Annotated in this window: 18 protein-coding genes; 10 read left to right on the top strand and 8 right to left on the bottom strand. The window is 65.2% G+C overall.

The annotated features are described in order from the left end of the window. Window positions 1–41: 41 nt before the first annotated feature. From AB870_RS05805 to dctP, 3 genes are read right to left on the bottom strand one after another with little or no spacing between them, the layout of a single operon-like run. On the bottom strand, window positions 42–1,385 hold the full coding sequence (locus AB870_RS05805) for a TRAP transporter large permease (protein ID WP_047907289.1): 1,344 nt from the start codon (window positions 1,383–1,385) through the stop codon (window positions 42–44). After that, on the bottom strand, window positions 1,382–1,987 hold the full coding sequence (locus tag AB870_RS05800; RefSeq protein WP_047907288.1) for a TRAP transporter small permease: 606 nt from the start codon (window positions 1,985–1,987) through the stop codon (window positions 1,382–1,384). Before AB870_RS05800 ends, AB870_RS05805 begins: the two co-directional genes overlap by 4 nt. After that, a complete protein-coding gene (gene dctP / locus AB870_RS05795) occupies window positions 1,984–3,030 on the bottom strand; it encodes a TRAP transporter substrate-binding protein DctP (protein ID WP_047907287.1) in 1,047 nt (348 codons plus the stop codon). Before dctP ends, AB870_RS05800 begins: the two co-directional genes overlap by 4 nt. A gap of 349 nt (window positions 3,031–3,379) precedes the next feature. On the opposite strand from dctP, the gene AB870_RS05790 reads away from it, so the two are divergent. Further along, complete coding sequence (locus AB870_RS05790) at window positions 3,380–4,051, top strand: GntR family transcriptional regulator (RefSeq protein ID WP_047907286.1); 672 nt, start codon at window positions 3,380–3,382, stop codon at window positions 4,049–4,051. 81 nt (window positions 4,052–4,132) lie between these two features. Here the strand turns inward: AB870_RS05790 and lgt are convergent, their stop codons facing one another. Further along, entirely contained in the window at window positions 4,133–5,023 is an 891-nt protein-coding gene (lgt, locus tag AB870_RS05785) for a prolipoprotein diacylglyceryl transferase (protein WP_047907285.1), read from the bottom strand. A 142-nt stretch (window positions 5,024–5,165) separates the two neighbouring features. Then, complete coding sequence (locus AB870_RS05780) at window positions 5,166–6,149, bottom strand: LysR family transcriptional regulator (RefSeq protein ID WP_047907284.1); 984 nt, start codon at window positions 6,147–6,149, stop codon at window positions 5,166–5,168. A 155-nt stretch (window positions 6,150–6,304) separates the two neighbouring features. Here AB870_RS05780 and ilvD (AB870_RS05775) point away from each other — a divergent pair, with 155 nt between their 5' ends. From ilvD (AB870_RS05775) to AB870_RS05765, 3 genes are all read left to right on the top strand, one after another. Continuing rightward, window positions 6,305–8,173 carry a dihydroxy-acid dehydratase gene (gene ilvD, locus AB870_RS05775; protein ID WP_047907283.1) on the top strand — a complete coding sequence of 623 codons (1,869 nt, stop codon included), beginning with the start codon at window positions 6,305–6,307 and terminating at the stop codon, window positions 8,171–8,173. A 170-nt stretch (window positions 8,174–8,343) separates the two neighbouring features. Further along, window positions 8,344–10,017 carry a dihydroxy-acid dehydratase gene (ilvD, locus tag AB870_RS05770; RefSeq protein WP_047908850.1) on the top strand — a complete coding sequence of 558 codons (1,674 nt, stop codon included), beginning with the start codon at window positions 8,344–8,346 and terminating at the stop codon, window positions 10,015–10,017. Window positions 10,018–10,284: 267 nt separating this feature from the next. After that, window positions 10,285–10,674: a c-type cytochrome gene (locus AB870_RS05765; RefSeq protein ID WP_237170064.1), complete on the top strand. Its 390-nt coding sequence runs from the start codon at window positions 10,285–10,287 to the stop codon at window positions 10,672–10,674. Window positions 10,675–10,681: 7 nt separating this feature from the next. On the opposite strand, the gene AB870_RS05760 is transcribed toward AB870_RS05765, so the two are convergent. The 3 genes from AB870_RS05760 to AB870_RS05750 are packed head-to-tail and all read right to left on the bottom strand — an operon-like array spanning window position 10,682 to window position 12,968. Next, window positions 10,682–11,041 carry a DUF2486 family protein gene (locus AB870_RS05760; RefSeq protein ID WP_053059586.1) on the bottom strand — a complete coding sequence of 120 codons (360 nt, stop codon included), beginning with the start codon at window positions 11,039–11,041 and terminating at the stop codon, window positions 10,682–10,684. A gap of 2 nt (window positions 11,042–11,043) precedes the next feature. Then, the gene (locus AB870_RS05755) at window positions 11,044–11,460 is read right to left on the bottom strand and encodes a DNA polymerase III subunit chi (protein WP_047907282.1); all 417 of its coding nucleotides are present in this window, start codon (window positions 11,458–11,460) and stop codon (window positions 11,044–11,046) included. Then, complete coding sequence (locus AB870_RS05750) at window positions 11,457–12,968, bottom strand: leucyl aminopeptidase (RefSeq protein ID WP_047907281.1); 1,512 nt, start codon at window positions 12,966–12,968, stop codon at window positions 11,457–11,459. Before AB870_RS05750 ends, AB870_RS05755 begins: the two co-directional genes overlap by 4 nt. A 90-nt stretch (window positions 12,969–13,058) precedes the next feature. Here AB870_RS05750 and lptF point away from each other — a divergent pair, with 90 nt between their 5' ends. The 6 genes from lptF to AB870_RS05720 all read left to right on the top strand — a co-directional run bounded on the left by lptF (window position 13,059) and on the right by AB870_RS05720 (window position 20,579). Then, window positions 13,059–14,186: an LPS export ABC transporter permease LptF gene (lptF, locus tag AB870_RS05745; RefSeq protein WP_047907280.1), complete on the top strand. Its 1,128-nt coding sequence runs from the start codon at window positions 13,059–13,061 to the stop codon at window positions 14,184–14,186. After that, on the top strand, window positions 14,186–15,325 hold the full coding sequence (lptG, locus tag AB870_RS05740; protein WP_047907279.1) for an LPS export ABC transporter permease LptG: 1,140 nt from the start codon (window positions 14,186–14,188) through the stop codon (window positions 15,323–15,325). The genes lptF and lptG overlap by 1 nt, the downstream gene beginning before the upstream one ends. Before the next feature lie 10 nt (window positions 15,326–15,335). Next, window positions 15,336–15,716 carry a sirohydrochlorin chelatase gene (locus tag AB870_RS05735; RefSeq protein ID WP_047908847.1) on the top strand — a complete coding sequence of 127 codons (381 nt, stop codon included), beginning with the start codon at window positions 15,336–15,338 and terminating at the stop codon, window positions 15,714–15,716. A 282-nt stretch (window positions 15,717–15,998) separates the two neighbouring features. Next, on the top strand, window positions 15,999–17,447 hold the full coding sequence (locus AB870_RS05730) for a hypothetical protein (protein ID WP_071386844.1): 1,449 nt from the start codon (window positions 15,999–16,001) through the stop codon (window positions 17,445–17,447). A gap of 27 nt (window positions 17,448–17,474) precedes the next feature. After that, a complete protein-coding gene (locus AB870_RS05725; RefSeq protein WP_157112253.1) occupies window positions 17,475–18,089 on the top strand; it encodes a dermonecrotic toxin domain-containing protein in 615 nt (204 codons plus the stop codon). A 54-nt stretch (window positions 18,090–18,143) separates the two neighbouring features. After that, the gene (locus AB870_RS05720; protein ID WP_047907276.1) at window positions 18,144–20,579 is read left to right on the top strand and encodes a dermonecrotic toxin domain-containing protein; all 2,436 of its coding nucleotides are present in this window, start codon (window positions 18,144–18,146) and stop codon (window positions 20,577–20,579) included. The last annotated feature ends 62 nt before the right edge of the window (window positions 20,580–20,641 follow it).

Raw genomic sequence — 20,641 nt, 5'->3', positions numbered from 1 at the left:
ATCCTTCATGGCTTCCTCTCAAGACGTTGCTCTCGGCGCCCTCACCCCATCAACTGATCCGGCAGCCACAGCGACAGACCGGGCAACAGGCAGATGAGCACGACGGCGACGACCATCAGCACGACAAACGGCATCACGCCCCACACGATGTCGCGCAACGCGATATCGGGCGCGGTGTTCTTGATAACGAATATGTTGAGACCGACGGGCGGGTGAATCAACCCCAGTTCCATGACGATGGTCATGACGACACCGAACCACACCAGGTCGAAGCCCGCCGCGCGCAGCGGTGGCAGGATGATCGGCGCAGTCATGAGAATGATGCTCACCGGAGGGAGAAAGAAGCCCAGCACGACCACCATTGCCAAAATCGCCGCGAGCAGCACCCAGCGCGACAGATGCAGCCCGACAATCCATTGCGCGGCCGACTGGCTGATGTGCAGATAGCTCATCACGTATGAATAGAGCAGCGACATGCCGATGATGAACATCAGCATCGTGGATTCGCGCAGCGTGCCGGTCAGAATCGGCGCGAGCTGACGCGGGCTCCACATGCGGTAGATCGCTGCAATGAGCGCGAGCGCCAGCAGGCCGCCCAGTCCCGCCGTCTCGGACGGTGTCGCGTAACCGCCGTACAGCGCCGCCATTACCCCGATGAGCAACGTGACGAACGGCAGCACGCGTGGCAACAGGGCCAGCTTCTCGCGCATCGTGGCCGGCGGCTCGATGGGAAACGGAGACGGCGTGCCGTCACGCGCGAGTGCGACCTGCGCGCCGGCGTACTCCTTCCGGTAGCGCCATGCGGCGTAGCACGAGAACAGCGCCACGAGCAGAATCGCCGGCACGATCCCCGCCAGGAACAGCCGCCCCAGAGATTGTTCCGCCGCCACTGCATAGAGAATCATCGTGATCGACGGCGGCAGCAGAATGCCGAGCGTGCCCCCTGCCGCAATGATCCCGGCGGCGAAGCCCGGCGAATAACCGCGCTGGCGCATCTCGGGAATCCCTGCGCTGCCGATCGCAGAACAGGTCGCCGGACTCGATCCCGCCATCGCCGCAAACAGCCCGCAGGCGAAGACGTTGGCGATGCCGAGTCCCCCCGGAATTCGGCGCATCCACGCGTGCAGCGCGAGATACAGATCCTGCCCGGCACGCGACTTGCCGATGGCTGCCCCCTTCAGGATGAAGAGCGGAAACGACAGCAGCGTGATGCTGGCCATCTCCTCGTAGACATTCTGCGTCACCGTATCGAGCGACGACGCCGGCATGAACCCGAACATGAACGCGACCGCCACCGCTCCGAGAGCGAATGCGATGGGCATGCCCGAGAACATGGCGACGAGCGTGGCTCCCCCGTACAGCAACCCGATACTAAGCTCGCTCATGCGTGCCCTCCCGTGCGGTCCGGGGCGTTCCCCCCGTCTGTGTCATGTCCCGCGCCCGCACCGGTCCCGCCGCGCATCTCGCAGGCGCCGATCGCGACTTGCAGCAACAACTGCACCGTGAGCAGCGTCATGCCGAACGCCATCAGACCGTAGGGAATCGAGAGCGGCGGCCCCCACGTCGAGCTGCTCGTCTGGCCGTCGACGTAGGCTTCCCCAAAGAGCGTCCACGATTTCCAGGCGAAGAAACCGCAGAACAGCAACGTCAGCACATCGACGATCCAGCGCCGCACGCGGTTCACGCGCGGCGAGAGCAAGGTGGTGATCGCTTCGATACCGATGTGTCCGCGCAAGTGCTGCACGTGAGCGCCCGACACGAAAGTCGCGCCCACCAGCATGAACACCGCCGCCTCGTCCTGCCAGTCGGTGGCGAGCTTGAGCACGTGGCGCGCGAACACGCTGTAGCTGAGCACCAGCGCGGCGCCCACCAGTGCGAGCATGCACACGACCATGAGCAAACGGCTCACGCCCTGCAAAAGAGCGTCGAGCCGCCGCAGCACGCGCGAGTGCGCTACCGGTTCCGCGCTCGCGACAGCCCCGCTCATGCAGGCACCTTCTCGGCGAGCGCGAGCAGCCTGGCACACGTGTCCGACTTGCTTGCGTAATCCTTCCACGCGGTGCGCCGGGCAATGTCGCGCCACTTCGTCACGGTCGCTTCGTCGAGGTCGTAGACCTTCGCGCCGGCTTTGGTATAAACGCTGGCGATCTGCGCGTCGTCGGCCTTGGCCGCTTCGGTGCCGAACGACTCCAGCTCCGCGCCGACTTGCAGGATCACCTGCTGCTGATCCTTGGGCAGTTTGTCGAAGATCTGCCTGGACATGAGCAGCGGCTCCAGCATGAACCAGTAGGACTTGTTACGGCCAGTGGTCAGATGCCTGGAAACCTCTTCGAGACGGAACGACATGAGACTGGTCGACGAGGTCATCGCGGCATCCATGGCGCCGGTCTGCATCGCCGCGTACAGCTCGTTGGACGGCAGCGAAATCACGGCCGCGCCCGCCTCCTTGAGCATCATGTCCATCTCGCGGCTGCCGCCGCGCACCTTCAGGCCCTTGGCGTCTTCCGGTGCCACGAGCGGTTTGGCCCGGCTGGCCACGCCGCCCGCCTGCCAGACCCAGCTCACGATCACGATGTTTTTCTCGGCGAGCACGTCGGTAAGCACCTTGCCGATTTCGCCATTGCGCCAGGCGGCGCCTTGCGCGTACGACGTCACCAGCCCCGGCATCAAACCGATATTGAGTTCGCGGACCTCGCCACCCGCGTACGGCAGCGGATAGAGCGAGAGGTCGAGCGCGCCACGGCGCAACGCCGAGAACTGCGCATTGGTCTTCATGAGCGAACTGCCCGGGTAGACCTGGAATTTCAGCGCGCCGTTGGTGCGCTTCTCGACTTCCTGCGCGAACTTGCGGCACAGCCGGTCGCGAAAGTCGCCTTCGGTAAGCGTACCGCCGGGAAATTGATGGGAAATCTTGAGCGGGCCGGTTTGCGCGAATGCGCCGCCCCACGGGCTGGCCAGCCCACCGGTCACCAGCGCCGATGCGGCACCGAGCATGAGTTGCCGCCGCAGCGGGGAAGGGGTTGTCTCCATGGCGTCTCCTGTCACTTCTGTCAGCGATGAACCAGCGAAGCCCGGTGCCTGACATCGCCCGCCGCAGGTTGCCTGAACTCAGGAGGCCCCGCGCCGGGTGCACCGCCGGCACGCCGGCACTGCATGTACGGATGACTGCTTTGTTTTGATGTTTCGAGTGCGCGAGTTGCCGCTCTCGGATTGAAATCGTATAGTCAATCCGTCACGGTGTATACAAATCGGCCCCATAAAAAATACACTTCTGGCGTTTACCCCGATCTTCAATAGGGAATTCGCACGCTACTTTGGTAACCATGAACCCCATACAGTCCCGTCAGACGGGATCGAGATCCGACCGAGCGAGAGCGTCATGACCGTAAAACCGAAGCGATCGGAAGCGCTGCGTCAGGCAATCGAGGAGAAGATCGCCGTTGGCGAGTATCCGCCGGGCATGCGACTCGACGAGGTCGAACTCGCCACCGCATTCGGCGTGTCGCGCACGCCGTTGCGCGAGGCATTGATTCAGTTGGCGTCCTCGGGCGTGATCGAGATCCGGCCGCGGCGGGGTGCCGTCGTCTCGCAGATCGACCCGCAACGGCTATGCGAGATGTTCGAGGTCATGGCGGAGCTGGAATCGATGTGCGGACGGCTCGCGGCGCGTCGCATCACGGAAGACGAACTCGAGGCGTTGCGTCAGACCCATGAGGCCAGCCGGGCGGCGGCCGAAGCGCGCGACATCGATACCTATTACGAAGTGAACGCGCATTTTCACGCGCTCATCTATCAGGCCAGTCACAACGCTTATCTTCAGGAAACCGCATTGCAGCTGCACCGGCGCCTGCGCGTGTATCGACGTCTGCAATTGCGGGTGCGCGACCGGCCCCAACAGTCGTTCGCGGAACACGACGCCGTGTTCCGGGCCATCGAGGCGGGCGATGCCGAGGCCGCCTCCGAGCACCTGCGCGCTCACGTCACCGTGCAGGGCGAACGGTTTGCGGATCTGATGGCGTCATTGCACGCGCTGGCGCGCAAGACAGGGTGAAGATCAGCGTCGTGGCGCTTGCAGCGCTCACCTCGCTCGCCTCGCTTACGAGGCTTATGAGGCTTACGAGGCTTACGAGGCTTACGCCGCGGACGTTACCCGCGCGCGCCGGTACGACCACACGAGCATGATGATGCCCGCCACGATCATCGGCAGGGAGAGCCACTGCCCCATCGACAGACCGAACGACAACAGGCCGAGGAAGGCGTCGGGTTCGCGCGTGAATTCGGCGAGGAAACGGAACAGGCCATATCCGACGAGGAACATGCCCGATACTGCACCCACGGGACGCGCGCGGCGTGCAAAGCACCACAGCAGCAGGAACAACGCCACGCCTTCGAGCGCGAACTCGAACAGTTGCGACGGGTAGCGGGGCAAGCCGTGAAACTGCGCGAAGACCATCGCCAATGCATGGTCGGACGTCGCCTGCGGATGCGCCAACACCCATTGCGCGTCTTCGGCGGCGGCTTGCGGGAAGAGCATCGCGAAACGCGAATCGGGCGACGTCACGCGCCCCCACAATTCGCCGTTGATGAAGTTGCCCAGACGCCCCGCGGCCAATCCCAGCGGAATCATCGGCGCAATCAGATCGGTGCCCTCGAGCAGCGAATGCCCGCGGCGCCGCGTGAACAGCCACATCGCCACAAGCACTCCGAGGAAACCGCCGTGGAACGACATACCGCCTTCCCACACTTTGAAGATATCGAGCGGATTCGCCACATAGAACGACAGCTTGTAGAAGATCACATAGCCCAGACGTCCGCCGAGAATCACGCCGAGCACGCCATAGAAGAGCATGTCGTCGAGATCCTGCGCCTTCCAGCCTTGCGCGGCCATGGATGGCTGACGTACGCGCAGACGTCCCACGAGCAGGAAAAGAATGAAGCCCACCAGATACATCAGGCCGTACCAGCGGATGGCGAGCGGGCCGAGATGAATCGCGACCGGGTCGAATTGAGGATGAATCAGCATGGATCAGAAGAATGGATTCGTGAACGAAAGTTCCGCGAACGCGCCGCGAGCGGCGGGATGGGCAGCACAATACCACGAGCACACGCCGCTGCAACACGCGCGCGGGACCTCTTCGCGTTCGCGTCGCCGAGCCCGCATCCGCTCAGGCGACGAGCGTGGCCCCGGGCGGTGTATGGGCTACGCCGCGCGCCGTCTCCAGAAAGCCTTCGAGCACCGGCGTGACCTCCGCCGTTCGCCAGAGCAGCCCCGTCTCGATAAGCGCGCTCGTCTCGCGCAACGCGCGGTAGGTCACGCCGGTACGTCGCAAATGACACAGCGACTGCGGCACGAGTGCTACGCCCATTCCCGCCGAGACCAGACTCACGATCGTCTGCATCTGGATGGCTTCCTGCCCCACACGCGGCGTGAGCCCCAGCGCCGCGTAGCACCCCATGATGGTGTCGTAGAAGGCCGGGGCCACGCGGCGCGGGAAAATGACGAGCGGCTCGTCGGCGAAATCGGCCAGACTGAGCGCGGCGCCGGGCTGGCCGTCGACGGCATTGTCCTTCTCGTCACGCCGGTCTTCGCCGTGCGCCATGCCATTGCCCGCAATATCGCGCCGCCCGGCGGGCAAGGCCAGCATCAGCGGTTCACGGATGATCGGCAGGTAAGACAACTCGTTCGCGAAGCGCGCGGGCACCGGTGGAATGAACAGCCCCGCGTCGATGCGCCCGTCCATGAGGGCTTCGACCTGCACGTCGCTCGTGGCTTCGAGCAGTTGCAGCCGAACGCGCGGGTAGCGCTCGCCGAACTCGCGCAGCAACGGCGGCAGAATGCCGTAATCCGCGGTGGAAACGAAGCCCAGCGACAGCGTGCCGACCTCGCCGTGCGCCAATCCCTGCGCAAGGGCGGGCAGCGCCTCGGCATCCGCCAGAATCCGCCGGACTTCGGGAAGCAGTTGCCGTCCCACGGCGGTCAGCTCCACCGAACGGTTGTTGCGCACGAACAGGGGCGCGCCCAGCGACGCCTCCAGCGCCCGGATCTGCTGCGAGAGCGGCGGCTGGGTCATCGAGAGGCGTTGCGCGGCGCGCCCGAAGTGACGTTCCTCGGCCACGGCGACGAAGTATCGGAATTGGCGTAGGTCCATGATATGTTTTTCGACTCAATCCGAGTCAAATAATATATTTGACAAGCATTCAAGGAAAGACGAATCTTGACGTCCGGATTGCACCCGCATTCACCCGCGTTCACCCGTAATCCCCCGCGGTTCACCCCATAAAACCACACGCTTTAGAGACGACCATGCCTCAATACCGTTCCCGCACTTCGACCCACGGCCGCAACATGGCCGGCGCCCGCGCCCTGTGGCGCGCCACCGGCATGACCGACGCCGACTTCGGCAAGCCGATCATCGCCGTGGTCAACTCCTTCACGCAGTTCGTGCCGGGGCACGTGCACCTGCGCGATCTGGGCGCCATTGTGGCCAAGGAGATCGAGGCGGCCGGCGGTGTGGCCAAGGAATTCAATACCATCGCCGTGGACGACGGTATCGCCATGGGCCATGGGGGCATGCTCTACTCGCTGCCTTCGCGCGAACTGATCGCCGACTCGGTGGAATACATGGTCAACGCGCACTGCGCCGACGCCATGGTCTGCATCTCGAACTGCGACAAGATCACCCCGGGCATGCTCATGGCCGCCATGCGCCTGAATATCCCGGTCGTGTTCGTCTCGGGCGGTCCGATGGAAGCCGGCAAGGTGAAGTCGAGCGACGGCCAGGTCATTGCCAAGATCGATCTGATCGACGCCATGATCAAGGCGGCCGACCCCAAGGTCAGCGACGCCGAAGTCGCGGAAGTCGAGCGCAGCGCCTGCCCGACGTGCGGTTCGTGCTCGGGCATGTTTACCGCCAACTCGATGAACTGCCTGACCGAAGCCATCGGTCTGGCGCTGCCGGGTAACGGCACGATCGTCGCCACGCACGCCTGGCGACGCGGCCTGTTCGAGCAGGCTGGCCGCCTCGTGGTCGATCTGTGCCGTCGCTACTATCAGGAAGACGACGCTTCGGTCCTGCCGCGCAACATCGCCACCAAGGCCGCGTTCGAAAACGCCATGGCGCTCGACGTCGCCATGGGTGGCTCGACCAACACCGTGCTGCACCTGCTCGCCGCGGCGCAGGAAGCCGGCGTCGACTTCAAGATGGCCGACATCGACCGCATCTCGCGCAAGGTGCCGTGCCTGTGCAAGGCGGCACCGGCGACCGACAAGTACCACATCGAAGACGTGCACCGCGCGGGCGGCATCATCGGCATTCTGGGCGAACTCGCCCGCGGCGGACTGCTCGATACGTCGTGCGGCAATGTTCACAGCGGTACGCTCGGCGAAGCCATCGCCAGATGGGACGTGAAGGACAGTGCCAACGATCGCGCGCAGACGTTCTACAGCGCCGCTCCGGGCGGCGTGCCCACGACCATCGCCTTCAGTCAGTCATCGACCTACCCGTCGCTCGATCTGAATCGTGAAACCGGCTGTATCCGCGACAAGGAACACGCCTACACGAAAGATGGCGGTCTGGCCGTGCTTTACGGCAACCTCGCCGAGAAGGGCTGTATCGTGAAGACGGCCGGGGTCGACGAATCGCAATGGGTCTTCACGGGCCGCGCACGCGTGTTCGAGAGCCAGGACGACGCCGTCGAAGGCATTCTCGGCGACAAGGTGCAGCCGGGCGACGTGGTGGTGATCCGCTACGAAGGCCCGAAGGGCGGCCCGGGCATGCAGGAAATGCTGTACCCGACGTCGTACCTGAAGTCGAAGGGACTGGGCAAGACGTGCGCCCTGTTCACGGACGGCCGCTTCTCGGGCGGCTCGTCGGGTCTCGTGATCGGTCACGCCTCGCCGGAAGCGGCCGAAGGCGGCACCATCGGTCTGGTGGAAGACGGTGACGTGATCGAGATCGACATCACGCAGCGCAAGATGCATCTGGCCGTGCCGGACGAAGTGCTGGCCAGCCGCCGCGCCGCCATGCAAGCGCGTGGCGATCAGGCATGGCAGCCCGTCAACCGCGAGCGCGTGGTGTCGCAGGCGCTGCAAGCCTATGCCGCGCTGGCCACCTCGGCCGACCGGGGCGCCGTGCGCGACCTGTCGCAACTGAAGCCCGCCAAGCGCGGGTAAGGCGTCGCAGGAACGTCGTGTCGGGCGGTCCTCGCCCGACGTCGCGCAGCGGCGGCCGGCATCGAGGCCAGCGCCGCTCCCGCACAGCAAGACAGCGTGATACAACAACGCCTATGTGCGACGCTGCGCTCAACCCGTGGCGTGGCGCATTCTCACAGGAGACAGACGTCATGGCATTCAATCGTCGTTCGCGCAATGTCACGCAGGGCGTGGCACGCTCGCCCAACCGCTCGATGTACTACGCGCTGGGCTACAAGGAAGAAGATTTCGACAATCCGATGATCGGCGTGGCCAACGGCCATTCGACGATCACCCCGTGCAACGCGGGGTTGCAGCGTCTTGCCGACGCCGCCGTCGACGCCATCAAGACCCATCGGGCCAATCCGCAGATTTTCGGCACCCCCACCATTTCCGACGGCATGTCGATGGGCACGGAGGGCATGAAGTATTCGCTCGTCTCGCGCGAGGTCATTGCCGACTGTATCGAGACGGCTGTTCAGGGTCAGTGGATGGACGGCGTGCTCGTCATCGGCGGCTGCGACAAGAACATGCCGGGCGGCATGATCGCACTGGCGCGCATCAACGTGCCGGGGATCTACGTCTACGGCGGCACCATCAAGCCCGGCAACTGGAAGGGCAAGGACCTCACCATCGTCTCCTCCTTCGAAGCCGTGGGCGAATTCACTGCCGGGCGCATGACCGAGGCCGACTTCAAGGGCATCGAGAAGCATGCCTGCCCGTCCACGGGCTCCTGCGGCGGCATGTACACGGCCAACACGATGAGTTCGTCGTTCGAGGCGCTGGGCATGTCTCTGCTCTACTCGTCGACGATGGCGAACCCCGATCAGGAAAAGGTCGACTCGGCCGCCGAATCGGCCCGCGTGCTGATCGAGGCCGTCAAGAAAGACCTCAAACCCCGCGACATCATCACGCGCAAGTCTATCGAGAACGCCGTCGCGCTCATCATGGCGACCGGCGGCTCGACCAACGCCGTGCTGCACTATCTCGCCATCGCGCACGCCGCCGAAGTCGAGTGGAGCATCGAGGACTTCGAGCGCATTCGCGCGCGCGTGCCGGTCATCTGCGACCTGAAGCCGTCGGGCAAGTATGTGGCAACCGATCTGCACAAGGCCGGCGGCATTCCGCAAGTGCTCAGGATTCTGCTCGACGCGGGCCTGCTGCATGGCGAGTGCATGACCATCACCGGACGCACCCTCGCCGAAGAACTGGCGGACGTACCGTCGGTGCCGCGCGCCGATCAGCATGTGATCTTCCCCATCGACAAGGCCTTGTACAAGGAGGGCCATCTCGCCATCCTGAAGGGCAATCTGGCCGAAGACGGCGCCGTGGCGAAGATTACCGGCCTGAAAAATCCCGTCATTACCGGCCCGGCGCGCGTGTTCGACGACGAGCAAAGCGCGATGGAGGCGATTCTTGGCGACAGGATTCAGGCGGGCGACATTTTGGTGCTGCGCTATCTTGGTCCCAAGGGAGGGCCCGGCATGCCGGAGATGCTGGCGCCGACGTCGGCGATCATCGGCAAAGGGCTTGGCGAATCGGTCGGGTTCATCACCGCCGGACGGTTCTCGGGCGGAACGTGGGGCATGGTGGTCGGCCACGTGGCGCCGGAGGCGTTCGTTGGCGGCACGATCGCGCTCGTGCAGGAAGGCGATTCGATCACCATCGACGCACACAAACTGTTGCTGCAACTGAACGTGGCCGATGCCGAACTCGCCAAACGCCGCGCGGCATGGAAAGCCCCGGCACCGCGCTATACGCGCGGGGTGCTGGCCAAGTACGCCGCGCTCGCACAGCCGGCCAACAAGGGCGGCGTGACAGGTTGAGGATTGAGGGCTGAGGGTTGAGCGTCGGGCATCGAGGCCCGGCCGGGCGCATCGAACGCCTCGGCACACGCTTGAAGCGGCATGCCCGATGGGCACAGCGGCACGTTCGCCGGGGCGGACGTGCCGTTTTTACATGCGCGCGTGACGCGCTCGGGGTGTCTTTCGCCACCGTATAATGGCGCGTCGATGCGTTCGCCGAAGTCGTCGTCCACAGATGTCCGCGCGCCGCATCGCCTCGGAATTCCGTCAACGGTCGGGGAGTATCGAATGAAGGGATTTGCCGGCACCCATGCCGGGATGATGTTGAGCGTATACCTGGCGCTCGCGGCAGGCGCTGCCCTCGCGCAAACGCGTGCGCCGGCGGCCCCGGCGTCCGACGTGCCGGATGCACGGGCGATGGAAAGCTTTGCCCGCGCCCGCAATTGCATGACGTGTCACGCGCCCGACCGGACGCTGCTCGCCCCGTCATATCGGGATATCGCCAGGCGCTATGCCGGGCAACCGGGCGCCGCCGACGAACTGGCGCGCGCCATCGCTAACGGCAGTCTGGGCAAATGGGGAAAAATTCCGATGCCGGCGAGTCCGCAACTGGCCCCGGGCGAGGCCAGCCGTCTGGCGGAATGGATTCTGGGAATGGCGCGCCCGACGCGGTCCTGACCCGCCGTCACCCCTGACTGCGAACCTGCTTCGCAACCTCTTCGATGACCGCCTGCCGGATGCGCGCCGGCAGTTGGGCCTGCAAGGCGTCGGCGACCTGCTTGCCGATCAGTTGCACCAGCCACGATGTCTGATCGATCAACGCGTCGTGACAACGGCGCTCGACCATCGTCGTAATCTCGTCGGCCAGTTGCAGCGTGAGCCGGGCGCTCACGCGCTCGGCGAACACCGCCACGTCGGCCGGCACGCCCTGGGCGGCCGCAGGCGCAGCCTCGTCCGAAGACACGCCGGGCGGCGCTTCGCCGGTCACGAGCACTTCGGTCAGCGTGGGAATGCCGGGGTCGTTGCGCTCGGACTCGTTCGTCACGGTCAACCTCGTTGGTCGTAATTGTTCAGGGTGTAACCGCGGTCGCGGTAGAAGCGATAGCGCTCGCGCGCGCCCGCCAGATCCTGCGGCGAGTCGCCGACGATCTCCACCACGCGCTCGAAACGCGCGAAGTGCGTTGGAATGCTGGCGGCGAGATTGAGCAGCACCTGATGATGCTGCGCCTCCTCGTGCGGTGCGGCGAGCACGACCGGCGTCTTCGCGGCAAGCGCGTCGCCGGTGAAGCAATGCGGCACGAACTCCAATGGTGAAAACGTCCACAAGGTCTGGTCGAACGCGCGCAGCACGTCGAGCTCGCCCACGACCACGAGCGTCTGCCCGGCCCCGTAGACCTTGCGCGCGAACCGGCACGCGTATTGGAGCCGGTTCGCCACATGCGTATGGAAGTCGACGCGGGTCACCGGGCTTCGCGATCGATCAGGAATTGCGTGAGCAACGGCACCGGACGGCCCGTCGCGCCCTTGGCCGCACCGCTCTTCCATGCCGTACCCGCAATGTCCAGGTGCGCCCATTCGTACTTCTCGGTGAAGCGCGACAGGAAGCAAGCCGCCGTCACGCTGCCGGCCGGACGTCCGCCGATGTTCGCCACATCCGCGAAGTTCGACTTGAGCTGTTCCTGATATTCGTCTTCGACCGGCAGACGCCAGGCAGTGTCGCCCGTCGTACGGCCCGCTGCCAGCAGTTCGTCGGCCAGCGCATCGCTCTTCGAGAACAGCCCCGAGTTAACATGGCCGAGCGCGATGATGCAGGCGCCGGTGAGCGTGGCGACGTCGATCACCGCCGCCGGCTTGAAGCGTTCCGCGTAGGTGAGCGCATCGCACAGAATCAGGCGGCCTTCCGCGTCGGTATTGAGCACCTCGATGGTCTGGCCGGACATGCTCGTGACCACATCGCCGGGCTTCGTCGCCTGGCCGCTCGGCATGTTCTCGGTCGCCGGCACAATGGCGACGACATTGAGCTTGAGGCCCATCTCGGCCACCGCACGGATCGTGCCGAGCACGGAGCCCGCGCCGCACATGTCGTACTTCATCTCGTCCATGCCCTGGCCCGGCTTGAGCGAGATACCGCCGGTGTCGAACGTCACGCCCTTGCCCACGAGCACGATCGGCGCCTGCTTGGCGCTGCCGCCTTCATATTTGAGGACGATGAACTGCGGCGGCTGAACCGAGCCGCGCGCCACCGACAGGAACGATCCCATCTTGAGCGCTTCGATCTGCTTCGGGCCGAGGATTTCCGACTTGAGCTTGAACTCGCGGGCGAGCTTGCGCGCCGTGTCGGCCAGGTAGGTCGGCGTGCACACGTTGCCCGGCAGGTTGCCGAGGTCCTTGGTGAGCGTCATGCCGTTGGCGATCGCTTCGCCTTGCTTTGTGGCCAGCCTGACCGCTTTCAGGTCGTCCGGTGCGACCGGGAAGACGACCTTGCGCAGCGCCGTATTGGCGGCGTCGACCTTGCTCTTCATCTGGGTGAAGCGGTAGGTCGCGTCGCGCAGGGCGAGTACCGAGGCTCGCACGGCCCAGGCGGCGTCCTGGTTGACGACCTTCGCCTGCGGCAGGGTCCACAGGGCATCCGTCGCGCGCGAGGCCAGCACGGCGCGCACGGCGGCGCGCGAGGCTTCGTTGAAGTGCTTCTGCGAGAGCTGGTCTTCGCGCCCCAGACCGACGAACAGCACACGTGCCGGGCTCCATCCGGCGACTTCGTGCAGCATCAGGGTGCTGCCGAGCTTGCCGTCGAGTTCGCCGCGCTTGACCATGCGCGCGAGCAGGCCCTTGCTCGCGGCGTCGAGCGCCTTGGCGAGTCCTGCGAGCGGCTGCTGCTCGAACACGCCAACCACCAGACATTCGGTCTTTGCGTTGGCGAGACCGGCTTGGCCCGCCTTGGTCGAATCGAAGGCTTTTGTGCTAAAGTCCATCGCGCTTTCCTCGGGTAAAATTCGTACGAGCCGCAATTATCCGCTTTTTTCCGCGCTCGCCCAACCGCGAGAGCACCCAACCGTCATCACATGATTTTTCAGCGTTCCCTGCAGCGCGAGCTGAACTACACCGCCGGGGCCGTCTTCATGGTGCTGATCACCGTCATGCTCACCACCATGATGATCCGCATCCTGGGCTTCGCCGCGTCGGGGAAAGCCGATCCGCGCGACGTGCTCGTGCTCATCGGCCTGGCCGTGATCGGCTACCTCGCCGTCATTCTGATCGTGACGCTGTTCGTCTCGATTCTGTTCGTGCTCACCCGGTGGTACCGCGACTCCGAAATGGTCGTGTGGTTCGCCTCGGGTCTGTCGATCACCGATTTCATCAAGCCGGTGTTGCGCTTCGCCGCGCCGTATCTGGCTGTCGTAACGTTCTGCGCACTGGTCGCATGGCCATGGGCGAACCAGCAGATTTCGGCGCTCGAAGCCCGCTTCGCCCAGCGCGACGATGTCTCCATGATCTCCCCCGGCCAGTTTCGCGAGAGCGCGGCGAGCCATCGCGTGTTCTTCGTCGAGACGGTTTCGGGCGACGCCACCAAAGTCCATAACGTGTTCGTCTCCGGCACGGAAAACGGCAAGGTCAACGTCGTCGTCTCGAAAGACGGCCACATCGAAACCGCCAAGGACGGCAATCGCTACATCGTGCTGGAAAAAGGCCGCCGCTACGACGGGGTGCCCGGCCAGCCCGACTACCGTGTGATGGAGTTCGAGCGCTACGGTGTGAAGATCGACAATCCGACGGCGACCGATGTCGACAATACGCCGACCAAGGGGGTGCCCACGGCGCGTCTGTTCCGTGAAATTCAGAACCCGATCTTCCGCGGCGAAATCGTCTGGCGTGTCGGCCTGCCGCTGCTCGCCCTCGCCCTGGTGCTGCTCGCGGTGCCGCTGGCGTATCAGAACCCGCGTCATGGCCGCACCGTCAACCTCGTGATGGCCGTGCTCATCTATCTCGCGTACACCAACCTGTTGAGCCTCTCGCAGGCCTGGGTGGCGCAGGAGCGTCTGCCGCTGGCCATCGGCGTCTGGCTGCTTCACGCGCTCGCGTTGACGATCATCGTGCTGCTTTACGTGCGCCGCGTGCGCTTTCGCGGACTGTTCGGGCGGCGCCGTAACAACGGCGCCGACGGCATGCGCGCATCGGGAGGGGTTCGCTGATGCGCGTCTACGAGAAATACTTTGCGCGCCAGATCTATCTGGCGTTCCTCTTCGTTTTGCTCGCCTTCGTCGGCCTGTTCGTCTTCTTCGATCTGGTGAGCGAACTCGGCGACGTCGGCCGGGGCGGCTACCGCTTCCAGCATGCGCTGGCCTATGTGCTGCTGTTCGCACCGCAGCGCATGTATGAAATCATTCCGGTCGCCTCGCTGATTGCCGCCATCTACGTCTGCGCGCAACTGGCCGGCAATTCGGAATTCACGATCTTCCGCGTCTCCGGTCTGTCGACGGGACAGGCGTTGCGCTCGCTGCTCAAGATCGGTTTCCCTGTGGTGCTCATTACGTTCGTCATCGGCGAGTACATCGCCCCGAACGCCGAACAGCTCGCCCAGAAGATCCGTCTCGAAGCGCTGGGCAGTTCGGTGTCGGCGGGCTTTCGCTCAGGTGTCTGGGTCAAGGACACCGTGGATCAGGACGGCCAGCGCGTCACCCGCTTCATCAACGTGGGCACGCTCAACCCCGATAACTCCATCGCGAACGTGCGCATCTACGAGTTCGACGACAAGTTGCGACTCGACAGTGTGCGCCTGGCCAAGCTGGGACAGTTCGACGCCCCGAATTTCTGGAAGTTGACCGATGTGTCCGAGACGGTCTTCACCGCAACGGCAGACGCCACAACCAGCGACGACCCGCTGCGCGCCCTTGTGCAGAGCAAGCAGGTGCACATCGACTCGGTGCAGATGCGCTCGGAGCTCACGCCCCAGATCCTGTCCGTGCTGATGGTCTCGCCCGACAACATGGCAATCGGCAGCCTCTATCGCTACATCGGCCACCTGAAGGAAAACCAGCAGAACACGGACCGCTACAATCTCGCGCTCTGGCAAAAGCTGCTATATCCGTTCGCCGTGTTCGTGATGATGGCGCTGGCATTGCCGTTCGCCTATCTGCACGCCCGTGCCGGGGCCATCGGCCTGAAGGTGTTCGGCGGCATCATGCTCGGCATGAGCTTCCAGTTGCTCAACAATCTGTTCTCGCATCTGGGGCTGCTCAACACCTGGCCGGCGTGGTTCACGGCGGCGTTACCGTCGTTGCTCTATCTGGTGCTCGCCATCGGGGCGTTGCGCTGGGTAGATAAGCATTGAGGCCATGCCGATGAGCGGCAAACCCGGCATCGTTCTCTTCGCTCACGGCTCGCGCGACCCGCGCTGGGCCGAACCGTTCGAGCGCCTGCGCGACAAGCTGCGCGCGCAGCGCCCGGACGCCGACGTGAGCCTCGCGTTTCTCGAACTCATGACGCCGAATCTCGGCGACGCCATAGCGGGCCTCGTGCGTCAGGGTAGCGAGACGATTACCGTCGTACCGGTGTTTCTCGGTCAGGGCGGTCATGTCCGGCGCGATCTGCCGGCGCTCGCCGACGCGTGCCGCGCGGCCTGGCCCGGCGTGAAGATTCGCGTAAGCGCCGCTATCGGCGAAGACGACGCCGTGCTGCATGCGCTCGCGACCTACTGCGCGAACGAACTCGACCGCACCTGAACACCTGGACGAGCCGGCCTCGTGCCACGCCGCCCGCCCCGTCCGCTTCCTCCACCGCTTCCTCCACCGCTTCCTCCACCGCTTCCTCCACCACCGCCTCCGCGTCGCGGCGACGTTCCCTCCCTGTCCTGACGTCGCTTGCCGCCCGCACGTTGAACACATTCTGCAAGCTGTTGCACCTCTGTCCCGAACAGACTGGCGGTGCAGGAACGGCCTTGTGCCATGCGCTGATCGATCCCGCACGTCCCGCCGTCGATTCCGGCGTCCACTGGAGCGTCTCCCATGCTCAACATTGTTGCCCCTTCACCGGGAATGGTGTTCGTCGACCGCACTGGCGGCGACGAAGCAAGACATGAAGCGATACGTGCGCACACGATCCAGCAGTTCGGCGACCTCGCCGAGACAGCGTGCGGCATACTCGACGAACCGGTCGAGTCCGGCCCCGCCCTGGGTTTGTTGCTGTCGCTCGCCGAGCGGGGCGTGCCCCCCGAAGTGCTCGCCTGTCTGGACATCGAGAGAATCGATCGTCTGGCCCAGCTGACCGAATCCCAGCCAGTGCTCGGCGCCTGCTGCCTCACCATGCTGGCCGAAAGACTGGGCGCGCTCGCGCCTTCCGAGACTGTCGAGGACATTTTCGACTATCTGTTCAGAAATTCGACCCTGCGCAGCCTCGAAAGGTCTCTGGTGCGGGCCGGCGTGCGGGCCCCCGGCACATGCCGGGTGGGCGGCGAATGGCGTCATGACTTTCGCCGGTGGCGTGACAGCATCCTCCGCGCGTTGCAGGACTTTCGCTGGCTCGGCTCCGGACATGATGCGCGCGGCCTTCCGGCCTACGATGTCGATCCCGCCATCATGCGGGAATCCGCCATGGCGACGCCCGCCCTGAACTTCACCCGGTCGGGAAAGACCGGGTGGCTGCTCGCCATGGTGTATGCCGGCTCGCTGTATAATGCCCTGCCCGCGCCGCTCTGCCCGCGTCTCGCTACGCCATTCGAGCCGGGGTCCACACCGCGCGGCGCCACGTCCCAAGGCGCAGACCTCTCGCGCGGCGTCTCATCGACCGGCTCTCGCGGGCGAATCGAGACCTCGCTGCATACCGCAGGCCACGTGCTTGCGGAGATATCCCGGCAGATGAGCGCCATGGGCGCCGGCTTGCCGGGGCGCATTCTCAGCGTGCTGGAGTATGTGAGCACGTACGTGCAGATACCTTTGCTGCCCGGTGCGCAAGGGGCATCGCTCCCGGCAGACCGGGAAATCTGGACGACGCTCGTCTCGTCCTTACCGGCGCAGTCGAACACCACGACCGCCCTGCCCCGGCCGTCGCCGGAAATCAAGCGGCTCACCGAATCGGCCAACGTCTGGCGGCAACGCGCCGCGCTTCACGGGGAACTGAGTCACCGGTTCGAAGCCCTGCTTCACTTCGAGCCGCCCGTCTCCGAAGAAGCGTTGTTCGAAGCGCGTCTCGCGTCGCGGCCGGAACTCGCGGGCGTCAATCTGTCCGAGCTGACGCTGAGACGGCACTCACGTACGGCAAACCACCAGCGCCTCGTGAAAGTCAGATACTGGCCGTTACTCGTTGCCGCACGCGAGATCGCCGAGGGCAAACTCGATATTGTGAGCCCTCGCGATGGCGTTAGCTTCGACGTCTGCCTGCCCACACCGGCCGGCGCCATATACGAGACGCCCTCGCTCATGGGCGCCGAGCGCTTTCACGCACTGGTCACGGACTAGCGCGACGCCTGCCGGAACGCGACCCGCGTGCAGTGGACACTCCCCGGGTCTGTGGCGGAACTTGCCGTTTCCCCGCTCACGACCCGGCTGGTGACAGGGCTCGCCGCGAGCGATCTTGCGCTTGCCTATGACAATGGTTTGCTCACACGGCGTGCGCTGCTGCTGGGCATGCGCGAGTTGAGCAGGGCCGGGGCTGCTTCGTCGGCATCGTCTGCTTCGTCCGCTCATGCCAACTCGCCAGCCGCGCCGCGCGCCTATCGGCTGACGCTCGCGTTCACGGATGCCGGCAAGGCGCACCGCGAAGCCGCCGCGGGCGTCGCCGTTCTGTGCGAACGGCCGATGAACGGCACGACGTTGCTCTACATGCGAGGCGATCCGATGGCATGGCGAGGATTCGACTCCCCCCAGGCCTTGCTGGAGGACGTGCGTAACAACGTCGCGGGCCTTGGCGATCGACTGGCCCAGCGGCTGCCGGCAGTCGCCGCGCAGCGCGCACGGATCGGGGCCGTCTCTGCGGCACTGCAGGACGGCAGAGGCGCCAGCCTCGCGGAGCTGACAAGCCATACGATTCTCGACGTCGTGCGCGCGGACACGCCCCTGTCCGCTGCAGCCGCCGGCACCGGGGCGCGTATCGCGGCATAGCGGCGCTGGCTCGCCGGCGCCGACGCCGCGCAGACCGAAGCCGGCGTTCGCGAGTTGCGCAGTACCTATGCGGTGCTTGGCCGGCGCCTGCCCGGGGCAGCGACGCTGATGTCGGCGACCGAAGTTCACGACGTCACCCATCTCCAGTCCCTCCGTAACCGGGTCTCCGCGGCAGTGCCCCGGCTTCGGCATGAAGCCAATGGGTTCGCCGCCGAACGACTGGCGCAATTGGGGTACATCCACGCGGACCCCGAGCGCGTCTACGTGATGATCGAGGGCAAGCACTCGGCCTTGCCGGTCACCGACGCCGTGGTGCATATGCTCGAAGTCCCCGGCGCTCGGGTCGACGACGGCCAGGGCCTGTTCGAGCGCGACGCCGACGGCAAATTGCGCTCCATGACGCTGAGGACCTTTCCGCACGCGCGGCCGCTCAGTGCGAGCACCCTGTTAAATGCGGAGTCCAACGAAGCGTTCATCGGCAGGCTGATACGAGCCTACGACACGTTCTGGCACCACGCCCGCGCCGACGTTCGCAAGGTCGTCAAGTCCGAATTCCTCGCACAGGTGTGGTGGCAACGCGCCACGCGCCACATGTCCGTCGAACAGGTCAACCTGGCTGCCAGAGTCGCCGGGCCGATCGAACTGCGGCGTCTGGCGGATGCCTCGCTCTCTCTCGAGATCGACGCGCCGAACGCACGGCGCGAATGGCTGCGCGTAATGGGACACGACACCAACCTCATGACGGTATCGGTCGACGGCCGCGATCCGTTGTTGCTCATTGCGCTGTACGACGACGGGCTCACCGTGCATGGCTTCAACGACCGCGGCGCGCTCGTTCGCTGGTACGCCGCGCAGACTCAGAACGCCGCGGGGCGAAAACGGCTGCTCGGCGCGCTGCACACCAACGCAACAATGACGGCGGACGATCTTGCCGGCTCCCGGATCGATGCGGACACCAGAAGCGAAACCGCCCCCGTCGACACCTTCACGCTGCTCGAAGCCGCCTACGAATCCCAGCGGCATACGGCCACGGAGACCCCCACGCCTGCCTCGCGCTCGCGCACCGCCCTGCTGCTCATGCGCACGTTGTCGCATATCGATCTTGCATTCGGGGTGGCGACCTGGTTCGTGCCGGGCGCGCGCATGGCGAGTCTCGGGCTGTCCGTCGCCGACGCGGGCGTGGGCGTGCTTGGCTTGGCGGTCGCGGCAGCGGACGGAGATTCCGAACTGAGGAATCAGGGATGGCAATCGTTACTGTCGGCCATCGGCGCACAAGGCATCGCGGCAGCACAGTACCGCACGCTTGGCCTGCTCACCGGCGACGCCAAATATCGCTACTTCGTGATGGACAAGCCGATCGCGTCGGAGTCGCTCATCCCGGGGCTCTACCGAGGAAATGGACAACTGTATGCGGGCGTCGATCGCATGACGCGTGCCTACGTCGAGTTCGACATGCAGACCGGGTTCTTCCGTGCGGTTTCGCCCCGGGCCGACGCGCGGCGGCCGGCCAAGCCCGGCCCGCTCATGCGGCTCACGTCCGGCGGACACTGGCGTACGGTAACGCAACCGGCCGGGACGACGCCACCGCTGGACGATCCCTTTATCGCGTGGCGGATCGATCAGGGGTTTCGCGCGCGGCACGACGCCCTGCGCGACTCGCGCGACGCGCTGTTCCAGCAGGCTCGCCGGGCGGTGGCAGCCGGCCCCGCCGCTGCGCTGCCCGAAGCGGCGGCAGCGCGCCAATGGTATCTGCGTCTGCTCAAGCTCGAATTCATGGACAGCGCCGAGCAGGACCGCGAACGGTTGGGCACGCTCGCGGGCCGTATCGATGAAGTCGAGAACGCCGTGGAGGCCGGCCTGTGCAGCGCGATCAGTGCGCTCGCCGAAGAGGCGCATAACATTGGCGCGCGCTATCTCGCGATCACGCAGCGTCCGCGCACGTATTTCAGTCACGTCCGCACGGGGTTGACACGCGCCACCGCCCTGGCCGCCCATTATGGTCCGGTCCACACCATCGCCACGCGCTTCAATGGCATGGCGCGGCTGCCGCCGATTGTCTCGGAGAGTTTCATGCAGGACCTGGGAGAACTGGGCGAAGCCTCGGTGCCATACCTGCCGAAGCCGTTCGGGATCGCCCCGAGCCGAAGACTGATCGATGTCTTCGAAGGACCGTCCGACACCCGCCGCGCCTTTGAGCTGACCGCCGGCACCCGCACCTTGTTGCTCGGCCGCAGCTTCGACGAATCGGGTGTCGCGCAGTACTACTTCATGGACCCCAACGTCGGGCTGGTGATCCACAACGACCTCGAAGCTCTCATCGGCATCGTGAAAACGCATCTGGACGCCATGGCGCAGACGTATGGCATTGCGCGCCCCACCACGACACTGGCGATCGAAGCCGCAGAACTGGACATCGACTATCTGGCGAACATGAACTGGCTGAACAACGTCGAGGAAATCATCCCGCTGCGCGAAGCGTTCGACGTGTGATGAAGCGACGCAACCGGCACCGAAACAGCGCGAGAGAAGTATCGGGAGTGCCGGGTGCGATG

The sequence above is a fragment of the Pandoraea faecigallinarum genome (assembly GCF_001029105.3).
GTDB classification, from domain to species: Bacteria; Pseudomonadota; Gammaproteobacteria; order Burkholderiales; family Burkholderiaceae; genus Pandoraea; species Pandoraea faecigallinarum.
This window is presented reverse-complemented; position numbering and strand designations above follow the sequence as displayed.

Coding starts and splice junctions, on each gene's coding strand:
- AB870_RS05805 (WP_047907289.1), bottom strand. CDS start 1,385: ATGAGCGAGCTTAGTATCGGGTTGCTGTACGGGGGAGCCACGCTCGTC.
- AB870_RS05800 (WP_047907288.1), bottom strand. CDS start 1,987: ATGAGCGGGGCTGTCGCGAGCGCGGAACCGGTAGCGCACTCGCGCGTG.
- dctP (WP_047907287.1), bottom strand. CDS start 3,030: ATGGAGACAACCCCTTCCCCGCTGCGGCGGCAACTCATGCTCGGTGCC.
- AB870_RS05790 (WP_047907286.1), top strand. CDS start 3,380: ATGACCGTAAAACCGAAGCGATCGGAAGCGCTGCGTCAGGCAATCGAG.
- lgt (WP_047907285.1), bottom strand. CDS start 5,023: ATGCTGATTCATCCTCAATTCGACCCGGTCGCGATTCATCTCGGCCCG.
- AB870_RS05780 (WP_047907284.1), bottom strand. CDS start 6,149: ATGGACCTACGCCAATTCCGATACTTCGTCGCCGTGGCCGAGGAACGT.
- ilvD (WP_047907283.1), top strand. CDS start 6,305: ATGCCTCAATACCGTTCCCGCACTTCGACCCACGGCCGCAACATGGCC.
- ilvD (WP_047908850.1), top strand. CDS start 8,344: ATGGCATTCAATCGTCGTTCGCGCAATGTCACGCAGGGCGTGGCACGC.
- AB870_RS05765 (WP_237170064.1), top strand. CDS start 10,285: ATGAAGGGATTTGCCGGCACCCATGCCGGGATGATGTTGAGCGTATAC.
- AB870_RS05750 (WP_047907281.1), bottom strand. CDS start 12,968: ATGGACTTTAGCACAAAAGCCTTCGATTCGACCAAGGCGGGCCAAGCC.
- lptF (WP_047907280.1), top strand. CDS start 13,059: ATGATTTTTCAGCGTTCCCTGCAGCGCGAGCTGAACTACACCGCCGGG.
- lptG (WP_047907279.1), top strand. CDS start 14,186: ATGCGCGTCTACGAGAAATACTTTGCGCGCCAGATCTATCTGGCGTTC.
- AB870_RS05735 (WP_047908847.1), top strand. CDS start 15,336: ATGAGCGGCAAACCCGGCATCGTTCTCTTCGCTCACGGCTCGCGCGAC.
- AB870_RS05730 (WP_071386844.1), top strand. CDS start 15,999: ATGCTCAACATTGTTGCCCCTTCACCGGGAATGGTGTTCGTCGACCGC.